This window comes from Streptomyces sclerotialus (genome assembly GCF_040907265.1).
GTDB lineage: Bacteria > Actinomycetota > Actinomycetes > Streptomycetales > Streptomycetaceae > Streptomyces > Streptomyces sclerotialus.
Genome location: NZ_JBFOHP010000002.1, coordinates 6,678,386 through 6,694,960, shown reverse-complemented (window position 1 = coordinate 6,694,960; position 16,575 = coordinate 6,678,386). Strand labels below are relative to the sequence as shown.

General features: G+C 75.2%; 16 protein-coding genes. 8 read left to right on the top strand and 8 right to left on the bottom strand.

Translation table 11 applies throughout. The features are described 5' to 3' along the window. Positions 1 to 52: 52 nt before the first annotated feature. Both AAC944_RS29480 and AAC944_RS29475 read left to right on the top strand, forming a co-directional pair. The gene (locus tag AAC944_RS29480; protein ID WP_030612773.1) at positions 53 to 835 is read left to right on the top strand and encodes an MBL fold metallo-hydrolase; all 783 of its coding nucleotides are present in this window, start codon (positions 53 to 55) and stop codon (positions 833 to 835) included. Positions 836 to 888: 53 nt separating this feature from the next. Continuing rightward, complete coding sequence (locus AAC944_RS29475) at positions 889 to 1,524, top strand: DedA family protein (protein WP_030612776.1); 636 nt, start codon at positions 889 to 891, stop codon at positions 1,522 to 1,524. Between the two features lie 352 nt (positions 1,525 to 1,876). Here AAC944_RS29475 and AAC944_RS29470 read toward each other — a convergent pair whose 3' ends face one another. Both AAC944_RS29470 and AAC944_RS29465 read right to left on the bottom strand, forming a co-directional pair. Then, positions 1,877 to 3,091: an aminotransferase class I/II-fold pyridoxal phosphate-dependent enzyme gene (locus tag AAC944_RS29470; RefSeq protein WP_030612779.1), complete on the bottom strand. Its 1,215-nt coding sequence runs from the start codon at positions 3,089 to 3,091 to the stop codon at positions 1,877 to 1,879. 124 nt (positions 3,092 to 3,215) lie between these two features. Then, positions 3,216 to 3,950: an ANTAR domain-containing response regulator gene (locus AAC944_RS29465; protein WP_051871638.1), complete on the bottom strand. Its 735-nt coding sequence runs from the start codon at positions 3,948 to 3,950 to the stop codon at positions 3,216 to 3,218. A 273-nt stretch (positions 3,951 to 4,223) separates the two neighbouring features. Between AAC944_RS29465 and AAC944_RS29460 the strand changes: the two genes are divergently transcribed. Then, the gene (locus AAC944_RS29460; protein ID WP_030612785.1) at positions 4,224 to 5,546 is read left to right on the top strand and encodes a PAS domain-containing protein; all 1,323 of its coding nucleotides are present in this window, start codon (positions 4,224 to 4,226) and stop codon (positions 5,544 to 5,546) included. Between the two features lie 20 nt (positions 5,547 to 5,566). Here AAC944_RS29460 and AAC944_RS29455 read toward each other — a convergent pair whose 3' ends face one another. Beyond that, positions 5,567 to 6,529, bottom strand: coding sequence for a SigB/SigF/SigG family RNA polymerase sigma factor (locus AAC944_RS29455; protein ID WP_368396500.1), 963 nt, complete (start codon positions 6,527 to 6,529; stop codon positions 5,567 to 5,569). 316 nt (positions 6,530 to 6,845) lie between these two features. Then, on the bottom strand, positions 6,846 to 7,310 hold the full coding sequence (locus AAC944_RS29450) for a GNAT family N-acetyltransferase (RefSeq protein ID WP_051871671.1): 465 nt from the start codon (positions 7,308 to 7,310) through the stop codon (positions 6,846 to 6,848). Positions 7,311 to 7,423: 113 nt separating this feature from the next. Here AAC944_RS29450 and AAC944_RS29445 point away from each other — a divergent pair, with 113 nt between their 5' ends. The 4 genes from AAC944_RS29445 to AAC944_RS29430 all read left to right on the top strand — a co-directional run bounded on the left by AAC944_RS29445 (position 7,424) and on the right by AAC944_RS29430 (position 10,756). Beyond that, a complete protein-coding gene (locus tag AAC944_RS29445) occupies positions 7,424 to 7,858 on the top strand; it encodes a CBS domain-containing protein (RefSeq protein WP_030612794.1) in 435 nt (144 codons plus the stop codon). 53 nt (positions 7,859 to 7,911) lie between these two features. Then, entirely contained in the window at positions 7,912 to 9,393 is a 1,482-nt protein-coding gene (locus tag AAC944_RS29440) for a bifunctional phosphatase PAP2/diacylglycerol kinase family protein (protein ID WP_030612797.1), read from the top strand. A 118-nt stretch (positions 9,394 to 9,511) separates the two neighbouring features. Beyond that, the gene (locus AAC944_RS29435) at positions 9,512 to 10,327 is read left to right on the top strand and encodes a class I SAM-dependent methyltransferase (RefSeq protein ID WP_030612800.1); all 816 of its coding nucleotides are present in this window, start codon (positions 9,512 to 9,514) and stop codon (positions 10,325 to 10,327) included. Between the two features lie 75 nt (positions 10,328 to 10,402). Continuing rightward, complete coding sequence (locus AAC944_RS29430) at positions 10,403 to 10,756, top strand: VOC family protein (RefSeq protein ID WP_030612803.1); 354 nt, start codon at positions 10,403 to 10,405, stop codon at positions 10,754 to 10,756. Between the two features lie 6 nt (positions 10,757 to 10,762). Here the strand turns inward: AAC944_RS29430 and AAC944_RS29425 are convergent, their stop codons facing one another. Both AAC944_RS29425 and AAC944_RS29420 read right to left on the bottom strand, forming a co-directional pair. After that, positions 10,763 to 11,692, bottom strand: coding sequence for an NADP-dependent oxidoreductase (locus tag AAC944_RS29425; protein WP_030612806.1), 930 nt, complete (start codon positions 11,690 to 11,692; stop codon positions 10,763 to 10,765). 79 nt (positions 11,693 to 11,771) lie between these two features. Continuing rightward, positions 11,772 to 13,838, bottom strand: a complete 2,067-nt coding sequence (locus AAC944_RS29420; RefSeq protein ID WP_030612808.1) for a DUF5107 domain-containing protein — start codon at positions 13,836 to 13,838, stop codon at positions 11,772 to 11,774. Between the two features lie 207 nt (positions 13,839 to 14,045). Here AAC944_RS29420 and AAC944_RS29415 point away from each other — a divergent pair, with 207 nt between their 5' ends. Beyond that, positions 14,046 to 14,381, top strand: coding sequence for a DUF6204 family protein (locus AAC944_RS29415; protein WP_030612811.1), 336 nt, complete (start codon positions 14,046 to 14,048; stop codon positions 14,379 to 14,381). A gap of 24 nt (positions 14,382 to 14,405) precedes the next feature. Here the strand turns inward: AAC944_RS29415 and AAC944_RS29410 are convergent, their stop codons facing one another. Beyond that, positions 14,406 to 14,990: a GNAT family N-acetyltransferase gene (locus tag AAC944_RS29410; RefSeq protein WP_051871639.1), complete on the bottom strand. Its 585-nt coding sequence runs from the start codon at positions 14,988 to 14,990 to the stop codon at positions 14,406 to 14,408. Between the two features lie 57 nt (positions 14,991 to 15,047). Further along, a complete protein-coding gene (locus tag AAC944_RS29405; RefSeq protein ID WP_030612818.1) occupies positions 15,048 to 16,451 on the bottom strand; it encodes a CoA transferase in 1,404 nt (467 codons plus the stop codon). Between the last annotated feature and the right edge of the window lie 124 nt (positions 16,452 to 16,575).

Here is a 16,575-nt window from a genome sequence, read left to right as displayed (position 1 = left end):
GGGAGCGGGCGCGGCAGCCGCCGCGCGCGCACGGAGCGTACGGAGGTCATAGGTGTCGGTGGAGGTCACCTGGTGGGGGCATGCCACCACGACGGTCGAGGACTCCGGCACCCGGCTGCTGACCGACCCGCTCTTCGTCCGGCGCCTGGCCCACCTGCGGCGGCGGCGCGGCGCCGTACCGGACGGCCGCGCGGCGACGGCCGACGCCGTCCTCATCTCCCACCTGCACTCCGACCACCTCCACCTGCCCTCGCTGGCCCGGCTCGCGCCCGGCACCCGGCTGATCGTGCCGCGCGGCGCGCAGGACGCGCTGCCGGGGCTGCGCCGCACCGCGGCCGCGCGCGGGCTGCCCGTGACGGAGCTCGGCGTCGGCGAGGAGACGGTGGTCGGCGAGCTGACCGTGCGGGCGGTGCGCGCCGAGCACGACGGGCGGCGGCTGCCGTACGGGCCGCACCGCGTCCCGGCGCTGGGCTATGTGGTCCGGGGCTCGGCCACGACGTACTTCGCGGGGGACACCGGGCTCTTCGACGGGATGGCGGACGAGGTCGGGAAGTGTGACGTGGCGCTGCTGCCGGTGGGCGGCTGGGGTCCGTTCCTCGGGCACGGGCACCTGGACGCGCACCGCGCCGCGGTGGCGGCGGCCCGGCTCGCGCCGCGCGACGCGGTGCCGGTGCACTACGGCACGTACTGGCCGATCGGCATGGACGCGGTGCGGCCGCACGAATTCCACGCGCCGGGGCAGGAGTTCGTACGGCAGTCGGCGCTGCTGGCTCCCGAGGTGACGGTGCATCAGCTGCAGCACGGGGCGCACGTACGGCTGGCGGCAGGCCGGTGAACGTCCGCCCGGCGGCCGGTGCGCTCACTGAACTCGCCTCCCAAGCACCGCAGTTGACCGACCAGCTGGCGGCTCTGGTGCCGCCGGAGACCACCCAGCAGGCGGCCGGTTACCCCTCCCTCTTCGTCCTGGTGGTCCTCGGCTCGCTGGTGCCGGTGGTCCCGACGGGCGCACTGGTCAGCTCCGCCGCTGCGGTCGCCTTCCACCACACCGCGCCGTTCTCGCTACTGCTGGTCTTCCTTATCGCGTCGGCCGCCGCGTTCCTCGGCGACATGGGGCTGTACTGGCTGGGGGCGCGTGGGGTGCGGTCGAAGAACGGCTCGCGCTGGCTGGAGCGGCTGCGCGAGCGGTCGGCGCCGGAGCGGCTCGCGCAGGCCCAGGCCCGGCTGGACGAGCACGGCGTCCTGGTGCTCGTGCTGTCCCGGCTGGTGCCGGCCGGGCGCATCCCGATCATGCTGGCGTGCCTGCTGGCGAAGCTGCCGGTCCGCTGGTTCGCCCGCGGCGACCTGCCGGCCTGCCTGGCCTGGGCGGCGACGTACCAGCTCATCGGCATACTGGGCGGCTCGCTCTTCAGTGAGCCGTGGCAGGGCGTGGCCGCGGCGGTGGGCCTGACGGTCCTGCTGAGCGCGGCACCGGCACTCTGGCGCCGGATCCGCCGGATCCCGCGGCCGCACGACCGGTCGCTCTGACGCGCACCGCCGGACGACGAGGCGGGCGTACCGTCCTGTCGGTGCGTCACCCGCCTGACGACGATGCTCGTGCATCGGGCCCGACGGCGTGTCACCCGCCGCCCGTTGCGGCCCCCTCCACCCCGGCCTCGATGCCGCGCCCAGCTCCCACCACGACTCGGCCACGTCGACCTGACGCGCACCACCGGACGACGATGCTCGTGCACCGGGCTCGACGGCGCGTCACCCGCCGCCCGTTGCGGCCCCCTCCCCCCGGCCTCGATGCCGCGCCCAGCTCCCACCACGACTCGGCCACGTCGACCTGACGCGCGTCACCGGACGACGATGCTCGTGCATCGGGCCCGACAGCGTGTCACCCGCCGCCCGTGGCAGACCCCTCCCCCGGCCTCAGCGCGGCGCCCAGCTCCCGCAACGAGTCGGCCACGTCGGACACTTCGAGCGGGTCCGGGGCGGCCAGCAGGCGCCGTCGGCGGTCACCGTCCGCGGCGAGCAGCGCTTCCGTGCTCAGCCGGACGCGCAGCGCCTTGGGGTCGTCGCCGAAGCGGTGGCCCCCGCGGGCCGCCCAGGGAGCCAGCGCCCGTTCCAGCGCGGCGGGTCCCGTCACGCCGTGGGCGGCGAACACGGGACGCAGCGGTTCGAGGTCGGCGTACAGGTGGCTCCCGGCGTGCGGCGGCCGGCACACGGCTCCGGCGGCGGTGAGCGTGCGGTGCAGTCCGGCGGCGAGCCGGCCGTGCAGCCGGGCCGCCGCCGCGGTGCGCTCGCGGACGGCGGCCGGCTCGGCGAGCGCATGGCCGACGGCGGCGGCGAGCGGCCCCGGCAGCGGGGTCGCGAGCCCGGCCAGCGCGTCGAGCGTGGCGGCGCACAGCGCCTCGCCGGGGCCGGTGGCGGGAAACCGGGCGAGCGCGGCGGGCCAGGAGGCCGGTACGAGCGTGGCCCGCAGGTCGGCGAGGACCACGACGCTGCCGGGCAGCATCTCGCCAGGACTCAGCACCACCGTGTCGTGCGGATCGTGCAGCAGGTCGCGGCGGGTCTCGTCGCTGACGATCCACAGCCCCTCGTCGGCCGCCGCCTCGCACACCTCGTGCAGCTGCTCGGGCGGCGGGCAGGTACCGGTGGGGTCGTCGGCCACGGACAGCAGCAGCACCCGCGGGTCGCCGCCCGCGTCCCGGGCCCGGTGCACGGCCTCCAGGAGGGTGAACGGGTCCGGTACGCCGCCGGACTCGGCCGGTACCGGCGCCGGGTGCACGGCGCGGCCCAGCAGCCGGGCCTGCGGCGCGTACCACGCGGCGCACGGCCGCGGCAGCACGACGTCACCGCCGGCCGCGGCGAGCAGCGCGAGCAGCAGGGCGGGCGCGCCGGGCCCGGCCAGTACGCGGTCGGCGGCGGTCCCCAGGCCGCGGCGCTCGAAGTAGCCGCAGGCCGCGGCGCGCAGCGGCCGGGCGCCGCCGGGCGGTTCGGGCACGGTGCGGTCCGCGGCGGCGGCGAGGTGCGCGGCCAGTTCCGGGAGGACGGGCAGTCCCATGGGCGGATCCGGATCCGGGCGCGGCTCCGGGGCGCTCGGCTGCATCCGTACCTCCACTCTCCACGGCAGGTCGTCGGGGCCCGCGCGGTGCACGGGCCCCGACCACCCTCGCAGATCACGGGGGTGCCGGGCGGGAGGACACGTCACCGCCCGGGGCGCGGGCCTGCCGTCAGCGCCGGCCGTCCTTCTCCCGCAGGACGCGCAGCTCCCGTTCCAGGCCGCGGCCGCGCGTCTCCACGACGGCGGCGGCCAGGTCGTGCAGCTTGCGGTTGGTGCGCTGGGAGAGCCGGCGCAGCATGCCGAACGCCTCCTCCGCGTCGCAGCCCAGGACGTACATCATGATTCCGCAGGCCTGGTCCACGACGGGGCGGGAGCGCAGCGCGGCGTCCAGCCGGCCGACCTCGGCCAGTGCCCGGCGGTAGTTGCGGTCGCGGGCCAGCCCGGTGGCGGCGAGGTCGCCGAGCGCCGCGGTCGCGCAGTCTCCGGTGTCGGCGGTCAGGCCGGGCCGGAAGCCGTAGACGGTGACGGTGACCGCCATTCCGTCGCGGAGGTACGGCAGGGTGGTGCTGGAGCGTACGCCGGCCTCCAGCGCCTCGGCGCGGTAGGCGGGCCAGCGGTCGTCGTGCAGCAGGTCTCCGGAGGCGACGGGCCGCCCGGAGGTGAGGGCGGCCTGGATGGGCCCTTCGCCGGTCTCCCACTGGACGCTGACCAGTGAGGACAGGTCGGGGTGGGTGACGGCGGCGGGCGGGTCGGCCGCCGCCTCGCCGGTGGTGACGGTGGCCGTGGCGCCGCAGCTGTCCGGGGTGCACCGCGCGGCCACGTCCGCGAGGTTCGCCAGGCTCCGGGCGGACGAGACCTGCGGGTCGCCGGATTCGTCCACCGGGCAGAGGGTGTGGGTCGCCATTGCTAGTCATTCCCTCGGTCGGTGCGTCGAGCGAGCGGCGCAGCATGCGTGCTGCGCCGCGGCCGTCCCCGCATATGTCGGGGGCCCGGCCCGTAGGGGGTCGGATTCCCTCCGGGAGGGCACGGAAACGCCGGTATCACGCCGGTGTCCCGCCGTTCGGAGGGCGAGCGCCGAGGACCGGCCCACCCGCCCCTCGTTTCCCGAGCGTACGTCTTCCGGACGTGATGGGTTCCGGGCGGAGCCGGTACCGGCCGGTCCGGATACGGTGTGGACATGGCCGGGGTAGAACAGTCAGCTGGCGGAGAGCTCGCGGACTTCCGCAAGCGGGTGGAGGAGCTGCGGAGCGCGCGCACGCTTCCGTCGCACGAGCAGCAGTCCACGCTGGACGCTGCCCTTTTCGAGCTGCAGCACGTCGTCGACGTGCTGCTGCCGCGGTACGAGGGGCTGGCAGCGGCCGGCCGCCAGAACGGCTCGCGTGCGGGGACGGAGGAGCAGCAGCTGCTGCGGGCGCTGTTCCAGCGGACGCCGTGCGTGGTCGCGCTGCTGGACCCGGACACGGTGGTACGGCGGCTGAACTTCGCCGGGACCATCCTCTTCGGGATGCGCGCGGGGTACGCCACCGGGCGTCCGCTCACCGGTTCCCTGGCTCCCGAGGTCCGGGCCGCCTTCCGGTCGCAGGTCGCCGCGGTGGCCCGGAACGAGGGCGACCGCAGCATGGTCGTCCGGCTGCTGCGGACGCCGGACGGGCCCGGCGAGCCGCTGCGGGCGACGATGACGGCGCTGCGCCCGCCGCAGGAGCCCGGCACCGCCGTCCTCACCGTCTTCCACACGGGAGGCGGTGCTTTTCCGACGCGCGAAATACCGTCACTTAACGGGATGTGGCGCGAGGACGAACAGCGGGAGGACCGTACGGAACAGCGTCGCGGCGGCCACCCGGCACCGCCCGCGCAGCGCGCCGCGCCGTCGGCCCGGCGGCTGCCGGACACGCCCCGGCCCGTCCCGCGCGCGCACCTCGCGGAGGTGACACAGGGCGCCGAGCTGATGGACCTGCTGGACGACACGACCACCGCGCTGCTGTCCGGTCCGGCGGGCGCGGCGCCGGACGCCGGCCGTCCGCCGGCCGCGGTGGAGCGGGCGGTGCGGGAGCTGAACGGCCGGTTCGCCGACTGGGTGGTCCTGGACGAGGCGGCAGCCGGAGCGGACTCGGAAACGGACGGGCACGCGCCCCCCGTGCTGCGCCGCGCGCTGGTCCTCGGTCCGGAGGACAGCGACGACCTCACGGCGGCCCTGGCCGGGCAGGACCCCGCGGGCTGTCCGCTCGCCGAGGACACCGCGCGGACCGGCAGCTCGGCCCTCCAGGTGCGGCCCGACGACATGGCGGCCTTCGGGCACGACCCGGAGGGCGCACCGCTGCTGGCGCGCGCCGCCGTCACGTCGCTGCTGTGCGTACCGCTGCGCGAGCCGGGCGGTCCCGTACGGGGTGTGCTGACGCTCTTCCGTACGGGCGCCCGGCGCGCGTTCAGTCTCGCGGAGGCCGGTGTCGTCGACCGGTTGTCGCGTCACCTGGGGCTGGCGCTGCGCGACGACCGGCCCTGAGGGCCGGCCGGGCGCCGCGGTCAGGATGCCGCGTACTCGCTCTGCCGCGCGCCGACCTGGTCGGCGAGGCGGCGGCAGGTCCGGCTGATGATCCGCGAGACGTGCATCTGGGAGATGCCGAGCCGGTCCGCGATCCGGCTCTGCGTCATGTCGCAGAAGAACCGCATGTAGAGGATCTCCCGCTCCCGCTCCGGCAGTTTGCGGAGCTTGGGCTTGACCGCCTCACGGTCCAGCACGAGGTCGAAGCCGGACTCGGGGGAGCCGAGCGTGTCGGCCAGTGAGTAGCCGTCGTCGGCGCCGGGCAGTTCGGCGTCCAGGGACAGCGTGGTGAAGCTCTCCAGCGCCTGGCTGCCGAGCAGCACCTCCTCCAGGGACATGCCGGTGTGGTCGGCGATCTCCTCGGGGGTGGGCCCGCGGTCGTCCACGCTGCGGGTCAGTTCCTGCCGCGCGGCACGGACGCGGTTGCGCAGCTCCTGCACCCGGCGGGGTACGTGCAGTCCCCACATGTGGTCGCGGAAGTGGCGCTTGACCTCGCCGACGATGGTCGGCACGGCGAAGCTCTCGAAGGCGCAGCCACGCTCGGGGTCGTACCGGTCCACCGCCTTGACCAGGCCGAGCGCCGCGACCTGCTGGAGGTCCTCGGCGGCCTCGCCGCGGTTGCGGAACCGCAGCGCGAGCCGTTCGGACATGGGGAGCCAGGCGCAGACGACGCGTCCCCGCAGCTCCTCGCGCTCGGGGCCGTCCGGCATGGAGACCAGCCGCTGGAAGTCCCCCGCGGTGTCGGGTGCGTCGTGGTGGGAATGGCGGCCGCGCTGCCGGACGCCGGGGGGAGGTTTGCCTGCCGAGGCCCGGCGCGGCTTGCTGCGGTGGGCCGGTTTGCCGGGCGGCCGGCTCGGTGCCTGCTCGCTTCGCCGGCGGGCGCCGCGCTGCTCGGTGCGTTCTATGGTCGTGTGCTGTTCTTCGGCCTGGGATGTCATGGGCATGGTCTGGGCTCCCTGATCCGTCGACTCAGAGTCCGTCGACCCGCGGAAGCGCTGCCGGTACAGGCGCGCCCGTCATCAGTCACACGACTTCCGCGGGCGTGCCTCCGGTCCGAAGCACGGTTAGTCGCGTGCCCGGCCCCCCTGCCCGTAAACACGGTCAGGCGAAGACAGTTCGCCGTGCGCGCCGTACATCCGCCCCCGGCCGGCCCCCCGACCGGCCGTACTCCCCGCAGTGGTTACCGCTCACCGTTTTCCCACACCCCCCGCCCGGTACGAAGAACCGCCAACGGCGCCTCCTGCGCCGGCCCCAGCCGGTTCAGCCGTCCGTCCGGAGTCCGGCCACGGGCGCTTCGTAGTACCGGACCGTGACCGGCGCCGGCCCGCCCCAGTCCTGCTGTTCGCTGCGGACGGGCAGCCAGCCCTGCCGCTCGTACAGCGCTGTCGCGGCCGTGTCGGCGGTGTGCACGGCCAGTACCGGCGGCAGCCCGCCGGATGCCGCGGCCGCCGCGGCCGTCACCGACCGCAGCAGCCGGCCGCCCAGGCCCTGACCGCGCGCCGCCGGGGAGACGTAGAGCCGGCTCACCTCGCGCCCGCGCAGCGCCGCATGGCCGACGACGCGGCCCTGCCCGTCCTCGGCGACCCACGCCCCGGTCAGTCCGTCAGGGGTCAGCCAGCCGGCCGGATCGGCCGGCCAGGTGTACGGATATCCACTGTGCACATGCACCGCGCGCAGCACGCGTACCAGCTCGGGAAGGTCCGCCGCGGTCCGTGGTCTGATCATCCGGCCATCGAACCACGCGGCGGGCATGGCGGGGGGCCTCCCGGGTACAGCCTCCAGCATCCCCCGCAGGAGGCCGGCCATGGGTGCAGGAGAAGGAAGAAGGCGATCAGGCAATGGCACAGTTGGTACGGGAAGTCATGACGCCGGCCGTGACCGCGGTGCATCCCGACGCGTCGCTCGTGGAAGCGGCGCAGCTCATGCGCGCACACGACATCGGTGACGTCCTGGTCGCGGAGGACGGCAAGCTGGTGGGCGTGGTCACCGACCGGGACATCGTGCTGCGCGCGGTGGCGGACGGGGTGGATCCGCTGAGCGTGCCCTGTCACTCGGTGTGCACTCCGGAACCGGTCACCGTCGGTCCGGAGGAACCGGTTTCGGCCGCGGTGACGCTGCTGCGCAGGAACGCGGTACGGCGGCTGCCGGTCGTCCGGGACGGTGCTCCGGTGGGCATGGTGAGCATCGGCGACCTGGCCCGTGAGCGGGACCCGGACTCCGCGCTGGCGGACATCAGCCGCGCCGCACCGGACGGGGCGCCGGACCGGCGATGACGCGTCCGGGACCGCTGCCGTCTGCGGTGGTCCCCCTGGGGTACATGTGGCTCATGCGCACTGTACTGAGCACCTGGGACCACAAGACGTTCAACGGGGTCGCCACCCGGCACTGGCCCGGCGCCGATCGGGTACTGCCGAAGCTGAGCCGGGCCGCCGACCACGGCCTGCTGTGGCTGGGGTCGGCGGCCGCCGCCGCGGCGTGCGGCGGCCGGCCCGCGCGCCGGGCCGCGCTGCGCGGCGTCGCCTCGCTGGCGGTCGCGTCCCTGACCGTGAACACCCTGGGCAAGCGCTCGGTACGGCGGGAGCGGCCGCTGCTGGACGCGGTGCCGGTGATACGGCAGCTCGCCCGGCAGCCCTTCACGACCTCCTTCCCGTCGGGACACGCCGCCTCCGCCGTGGCGTTCGCGACCGGTGTGGCGTTCGAGAACAAGTGGTGGGGGCTGACGGTGGCGCCGGTCGCCGCCGCTGTCGCCTTCTCCCGGGTCTACACCGGTGTCCACTACCCGGGCGACGTGCTGGCGGGCGCGGCGCTGGGCGCGGGCGCGGCGTTCGCGGTCCGCGGGTTCGCGCCGACCCGGGCCCAGATGGCGCCGCCCGCCAGGCCGCGGGCCGACGCGCCCGCGCTGCCGGACGGCGACGGGCTGTACGTCGTCACCAACCAGGGTTCGGGCCAGCGCACCGGCGCGCACAGCGACCAGGCCCAGGTCATCCATGACGTGCTGCCGCGGGCCGAGGTGACCGAGTGCGGCCATCAGGGCGCGGTGCCGCTGGACAAGGCGCTCCAGGTGTCGGCCGAGCGGGCCGCCGAGCGCGGGGGTGCGCTCGGCGTGCTGGGCGGGGACGGCACGATCAACGCCGCGGCCACGGTCGCCAAGCGGCACGGCGTGCCGCTCGCGGTGCTGCCGGGCGGCACCCACAACCACTTCGCGTACGACCTGGGCGTGGAGACGATCGCCGAGGCGGCCCGGGCGGTGGAGACCGGCGAGGCGGTGGCGGTGGACCTGGCGCGGTTCCGGCTGGGCTCGGGGCAGGAGTCGACGTACTTCCTCAACACCTTCTCCATCGGCGCCTATCCGGAGCTGGTGCGGATCAGGGAGGAGTGGGCCGGGAAGATCGGCGCCTGGCCGGCCGGGGTGCTGGCGGCCTGGCAGGTGCTGCGGACCGCGGCGCCGGTGACCGTGGAGATCAACGGCAGGCGCCGCGAGCTGTGGACCCTGTTCGTCGGCAACTGCGCCTACCGGGGGCTGGGTTCGGCGCCGGTACGGCGGCACGACCTGGCGGACGGCGTGCTGGACGTACGGATGGTGCACGGCGGCCGGCTGGCCCGCACCCGGCTGCTCACCGCGGCGCTGACGGGTGCGCTGAAGCACTCCCCCGTACTGAGCGAGGCCCGGCTGCGGACGCTGCGGATCGGCGGCCTCGCGCCCGGCACCGACCTCGCCTACGACGGCGAAGTGGCGCCCGCATCGCCGGAGTTGGCGTTCGACAAGGAGAACGAAGCACTGATCGTCTACCGCCTGCTCCCCGACTGAACCTCCCCACCCGCTCGAATAATGAGACGGGACTCTCATACTCCGAGATAGCGACGTACGGTACGGAGCACGGTGCGGAAGCGCACCGTGCCCGCACCGAGCATGCGAAGGAGCAGCCATGTCGCAGGAGTCCGCCGTCTACACCCACGGCCACCACGAGTCCGTACTGCGCTCACACACCTGGCGCACCGCCGCCAACTCCGCCGCTTACCTGCTGGACTCGCTGAAGCCGCACATGAAGGTCCTGGACGTCGGCTGCGGCCCCGGCACCATCACCGCCGACCTGGCGGCCCTGGTGCCGGAAGGCTCGGTGACCGGCCTGGAGCACGCGCCGGGCGTGCTGGAGCAGGCCCGGGCGGTGGCGGACGAACGCGGCCTGGCCAACGTCCACTTCGCGGTCGGCGACGTCCACGCACTGGACTACCCGGACGACACCTTCTGCGTCGTCCACGCCCACCAGGTACTGCAACACGTCGGCGACCCCGTACAGGCGCTGCGCGAGATGCGCCGGGTCACCGCACCGGGCGGCATCGTCGCCGTGCGCGACAGCGACTACGCCACGATGACCTGGCACCCGGCGGTCCCGGGCATGGACGAGTGGCTGGACCTGTACCGGCGCGTGGCGCGCGCCAACGGCGGCGAACCGGACGCCGGGCGCCGGCTGCGCGCCTGGGCGCTCGCGGCCGGCTTCGCACCGGACGCGGTCACCTCCTCCGCGAGCGCCTGGTGCTACGCGACCGACGAGGAACGGGCCTGGTGGAGCGGCCTGTGGGCGGACCGCACCCTGGCCTCGTCCTACGCGGACCGGGCGACCGGGGGCGGGCACGCGACGCGGGCGGAACTGGAAGCGATCAGCGCCGCCTGGCGGGAGTGGGGGACCCGGGAGGACGGCTGGTTCGGCGTGCTGCACAGCGAGATCCTGTGCCGCGTGTGAGGACTCTCTGGAGGTCCGTCCGGCGATCCCTTCGGATGATCGCGTCGTCACGCCGGGACAACTAGGCTCCTCCCCATGGACATTCTGGGAACCTCACTGCGCGTGTGCGTCGACGACCTCGATGCCGCGATCCCCGTGTACGAGCGGCTGACGGGCGCAGAGGCGCAGCGCTTCCAGCGCGGTGGCGTCGCCGTCGCCGCGGTCGGCTGCTTCTTCCTGATGAGCGGCCCCGAGGCGGAGCTGTCCGTACTACGCAAGATCACCGCGACGATCGCGGTGACCAACGTGGACCAGGCCGTGGACGACCTGAAGGCGGTGGGCGGCCAGGTCATCGCGGGTCCCCTGGCCGGCTCCGCCGGCCGCAACATGGTCGCCCGCCACCCGGACGGCTCGATCTTCGAGTACGTGGACCGGGTGGCGATCAGCTGACGGCGGTCAGGAGAGGGAGAGGTCGAGCACGATCTTGCCGCGGGCACGGCCCGACTGACTGCGGCGGAAGGCCTCGGCGGCCTGCGCCAGCGGAAGTGCCGTGTCGATGTTGACGGTGAGCTTGCCGGCGTCGGCGAGCTCGGCGAGCGCGGTGAGGTCGGCGCTGTCGGGCCGCACCCACACCAGGTGGCCGCCCTTGCCGACGACCTCGTTGTCGACGACCGACGCCACCCGCTTCGGGTCCTTGAGCACCTGCTGGGAGACGTCGACCGCCTCGCCGCCGACGAAGTCGGCCGCCGCGTCCACGCCGCCGGGAGCCAGCGCGCGCACCCGGTCGGCGAGGCCGTCGCCGTACGTCACCGGCTCGGCGCCCAGCGAGCGCAGGAAGTCGTGGTTGTGCTCGCCCGCCGTGCCGATGACGCGGGCGCCCCAGGCCACCGCGATCTGCACGGCGAACGCGCCGACGCCGCCCGCCGCCGCGTGCACCAGCACCGTGTCGCCGCTGCCCACGCCGAGCCGCTTCAGGGCCTGGTACGCCGTGAGCCCGGCCAGCGGCACGCCGGCCGCCTGCTGCCAGTCCAGCGCCGCCGGCTTGCGCGCGAGGGTGCGCACCGGCGCGGCGACCAGCTCGGCGAAGGTGCCGTGCTGCACCTCGTCCTTGCGCACGTACCCCATCACCTCGTCGCCGACCTGGTACTCGGTGGCGTCCATGCCGACCGCCTCGACGACGCCCGCCACGTCCCAGCCGGGGGTCAGCGGGAAGTGCACGTGCATGATCGGGTCGAGGTAACCGGCGAGGATCTTCCAGTCGACCGGGTTGACGCCGGCCGCCTTCACCCGGATCAGGACCGAGTCGGGCGCCACCTTCGGGTCCGGCTGGTCGGTGAGTTCGAGGACGTCGGGGTCGCCGTAGCTGCTGCTGGTGATTGCCTTCATGTCCCGGTGAACGAGCGGCGGCCGCTGATCATTCCGTCCGGCGCGCGTACGGGTGAGGTCCCGGCCCGGGGGCGGGCGCTCAGGCGGGCCGCATCCGGTACTCGTACCGCTCCGGGAGGGGATGCTCCGTCCGCGCCCGGGCCCGCACCTCGTCCGTGATCCGCCCCTCCCCCGCGACGAGCCGTTCGGCGATGGCGTACCAGGTGTCGCTGAGCGTCTCGTCGCCCTCGCGGAGGTCCGCGACCTCGAGGCCGTCGTCGAAGACCGCGCGGGCGCCGGTCACGTCCCCTTGCGCGAGCCGGACCTGCGCAGTGAGCAGCCGGAAGCGGCCGCGGACACGGTCCTCGGGGCGCAGCCGGGCGAGGACGGCCGCCGCTTCGTCGGCGCGGCCCGCCGCGATCAGGGCGGGCACCGCCTCCCTGGCCAGCGCGGGCAGCACCGGGAGCCAGGAACGGGCCCGCCGGGCCGCCTCCCTGTCCGCGCCGTCCCCCGTCGCCGCGCGTTCCGCCCGGCCGGCCTGTTCGTCCGCGCACGCGACGGCCTCGGCGTACCGCTGGGCCGCCCGGCCCGTCTCCCCCGCCGCGGCCTCGGCCACCGCCAGGCAGTACAGCGGCCAGCAGCTCCGGCCGGCGGCCAGCGCGCGCTCCCAGCTGCGGACGGCCTGGGCACGGTCGCCCGCGTGCCACTGGGCGACGCCGAGGTGGAAGTCGGTGGTGGGGCCGGGCCGCGCGGACTCCAGGAGATCGCGCCAGGCCGGTGCGACCAGCGACGGACCCGGTACGCCCGGCTCGTCGGGCAGGTCCCCGGTCCGCAGCAGCTCCCGCCACGGCTCCTGTTCCGCGCCCAGGGTGTCCTCGGTGAAGGGCAGGCCCGGCAGGTCGTACCCGGCGCGGGCCACCTCCAGCGCGCCCCACCCGGACCCGGTGGCCAGCCGCTCCTTCGGGTCGAGGTCGGCGTACGGGCGCCAGGCGGCGTACGCGGCGTCCACGGCGGCGCGCGGCAGTACCGCTTCGAGACGGTCGGCGACCGCACCACGGGCCGCGCTCCAGTCCGCCCCGTGCACCGTGCGCGGGTCGGCGGCCAGCGGCCCGTACGCCTCCAGCCACGCGAACTCCGCCCCGGCTTCGAGGGGTACGTACTCCAGCTGGGTGCGCGCCGGTCCGGCCTGGATCTCGGCGTATCCGGAGGTGCCCGGCTCGGTCAGCCACTCCTGCCAGTGCCGGCCGGCCCGGCCCGCGCCCCAGAGGAAGAGCTTCCGGCCGCGCAGGGTGTCGGTGGAGGTGTGCACGAGGCCGTGGCCGCCGGCGTCGAGGGAGGCGATCCACCGCCGCTCCGCCGCCGCGATCTCGTAGAAGTAGTCGGCGGGGTACTCGCTGCGCAGCGGGTACGTGCGGTCGACGCCGCCGGACTCGGGGACCGGGACGCGGCGCAGCGTGCGCTCGTATCCGAAGTGCCACGCCTCGTCGGCGGGGGCGAGGACGCGGGTCCCCGCGTCCTCGGGGACGGCGATGTTGGACCACCAGTAGACGGGTGCGGTGTGGTGGTGGGGATTCTGTATGCGAACGCCCACATACAGAAAGTCGGATCCGTCCGGCAGCCAGAGGTCGACCTGGAAGGGCAGGTCGCGCAGGCGCTCCCACTCCCACAGGCGCAGCATCTCCCCGCCGTCCGGCGCCGGCACGCGTGCGGCGTGGACGGGAGCGCAGGAGAGCGTGGTGTGTCCGGTCGCGCCGATGTTCCATTCGATGCCGCCGGAGAACCACGCGCCGTTGAGCGCGAAGTCGGCGGGCTGGAACACGGGGTTGCGGTAGAGCAGTTCGCGTCCGGTGGGCTTGTGGTGCAGCGAGTGGACGCGGCCGCCGAGGCCCGGCAGGACGGTGGCGCGCAGCCGGTCGTTCTCGATGACCAGCGCGTCGAGGTCGGTGGGTGTGCGGTGCCGGCCGTAGCCGTCCCGGCGGCGTACGGGGAGCAGCGAGTCCAGCGGGCGGTACCCGAGCTGCCGGGCCATGTCGGCGGGCAGGCCCGCGTCCTGGGGGACGGTGACGCGGTGCACGTCGCGGGGGCCGGCCAGCGCGGGCAGCGGATTGTCCGGGCCCAGGGCAGCGGCGGGCAGGGTGAGGGTGGTGCGTCGCACGCTCGTGGCCACAGCGCCTCGCAGTCGGAGCGGGCCGCCCCGGTCGCGGCGGCCGTCTGGTGACCATGGAACCTTCTCACGGCCGCCCTGAACAGGGCGGCCTCCGGTCAGCGTTGCGCGAGAAGAATTCGCGCGACAAGCCGTCCGGGGATGATGGATGCTGAACTCGTACACCGTACGAGACGTGCGGGGCAGGCCCGGCGAAGGCGAGGACGAGGGATGGTCACCGAGCACACCTACCGTGTGATCGTGCGCGGCAAGTGGGACGGGCTGACCGAGGAGGCGCGGGCCCGGCTGCTGGCGGCGGCCGGGGACCACGGCCTGGCACAGGTGCGGTTCACCCCGGAGGGCTCGCTCGCCTACGACACCCCGCTGTCGTCCTTCACGTACCGGTACGTCGTCGTCTCGGACGCGGCGGACGGCGAGGAGATGGCCGCCGCGCTCGCCGAGGAGAAGGCCGAGGAGGCGCTGCGCGCTGCCGGGTACGGCTGGCGCGACCTGCGGTCCTCGGCCACGGACATGGACACCATGAAGGTCAACCGGCGGCGGCGCTGAGGAGGCGGGCCGGCGATGGGCGGATCACGGCACTCGAGGACGGTCCATCTCGCTGGTGATCGCCCAGCGCTCATGGTCCCGCCAGGCGCCGTCGACGAAGAGGAAGTCGGGCGAGTAGCCCTCCTTCCGGAAGCCGTTGCGCCGGGCGAGCGCGATCGACGCGGTGTTCTCCGGCTGGACGTTGACCTCGATGCGGTGCAGCCCGAGCGGCCCGAAGGCGTACCCCAGGACCAGCTGGAGACCCTCGCTCATCAGCCCGCGGCCCGCCGCGTGCGCGAAGGCTCCGTAACCGGCGGCGCCGCAGCGGAAGCCGCCGTGCACGATGTTGTTGATGGTGAGGTAGCCCGCGATCCGGCCGTCGGCGAGCTCGCAGATCAGGAAGCCCTCGCGCTGCGGCTCCCGGAGCCGGTCGAGGTAGGCGTCGTAGGCGGCCTCGTCGGCGGGCGGGAAGAGCCAGGGCCGGTGCAGCCCGGTGCTCTCCCGCGCCCGTGCGGTGAACTCCGCCCGGTCCTCGGACCGGAACGGCCGGATGCCCACGCGCGGACCGCGCGCGAGGTAGAGGTCGGACTCCGGTGCGGTACCGGCAGCGGAACGTCGGTCGTCGGCCATCGTCGGATGATATCGGCCGGGTGTACGAGGCACCCCGTGCCCCGGAAGGTCCTGTCCTCACCACCACGCGGGTGCGTCCGCGCCCCACTCCCCGGGCGGCCGGGCCCAGTTGACCGGTCCGCCGTCGAAGGAGACGGGTGGCAGCGCGTGCCGCAGGCGGCCCGCGGGGCTGTCGCACTCGGCGAGCCGCACGGCCGGGTCGTACGCGTCGGCGGGGGCGGGGACGCGCCGCGGCAGGACGTCGGTGAGCAGCGCCGCGGTCCGGGTGAGTGCCAGCGTGGCCAGCCGTGCACCGCCCGTACGGGACCGTTCGGTGAGCGCCCGCAGCACGGCGGCGGCGAGCAGGTAGCCGGTGGCGTGGTCCAGCGCCTGCGCGGGCAGCGCGCCGGGGGTGCCGTCGGCCGCCGCCTCGGTCACGGCGATGCCGGTGGCGGCCTGGACGAGGCTGTCGAAGCCGCGGCGGGCGCCCCAGGGGCCGTGGTCGCCCCAGGCGGACAGCCTCGCGACGACGATGCCGGGGCGGCGCTCGGCGAGCGCTTCGGGGGCCAGCCCGAAGCGGTCCAGGGCGCCCGGCCGGTAGCCGGTGACCACCACGTCCGCGGCCGACAGCAGCTCCTCGAACGTCCCGCGCCCCGCCCGCGAACCCAGGTCCAGTACGGCGGAGCGCTTCCCGAAACCGGTGTCGGCGTGCGCCTCCCGGCTCTCCGGCAGGCCCGGTGCGTCAAGACGCAGCACGTCGGCGCCGAGCAGCGCGAGCGTACGGGTGGCGACCGGCCCGGCGATCACCCGTGTCAGGTCCAGCACCCGCAGCCCGGCGGCGGGCAGCAGCGGGCCGCCGGCCAGGCCCGGCGGCCGGACCGGTGGCGTGCCGGCGCCGATCCTGTCGAGGGTGAGCAGCGGCTGCCGGGCCACGGCCGCGCCCTGCGGGTGGCCGGACCACTCCTCCGGGGCCCGCACGGCCACGGCGAGGCCGCCCGCCGCGTACACCGTCTCCTCGGTCTCCGCCGCGCCACGACCGGCCAGTTCGGCGGCGAGCGTTTCGGGCCCGGCGGTGTCCGGCAGGCCGAGGGCCGCGAGCAGCCGGTCGCGGTGGTGCGGATAGTTGGCGTGGGTGCGCACGTGGCCGTCGGCGGTGCGCCAGAAGCCGGAGAGCGGCGCGAACGACGCGGGTGCCCGGCCGTCGATCCGCAGGTGCCGCTCGCTGAGGAAGGCGGTGGCCACGGCGCCGTCGTCGACCCGTACGGCCGGCAGCGCACCACCGGTGCGGGCCGCGGCGAGCTCGGCGCCGGCCAGTGCGCACCCCGCGACGGCCGCTCCGGCCAGGTCCATGACCGGCAGCCGCGCCGGCAGCAGCCCCCGCGCACCGCCGTGGCGCACCCGCCCGGCCAGTCCGGCCTCGCCGCCGAGCGCGGCCCAGACCAGGGCCGTCGCGTCCGCTCGGTGCCCCGTGTCGTCGTCCATCCGGCCAGTGTGGCACTGAGTGCCATTCGCGGGAAGGGCACTGATCGGGACGGTGGCCGGAGCCGGATCGGCGCGAAGCGTTCCCCCGCACCCGGCACTTCTCGGCCAGGCACGGACCGGGCGG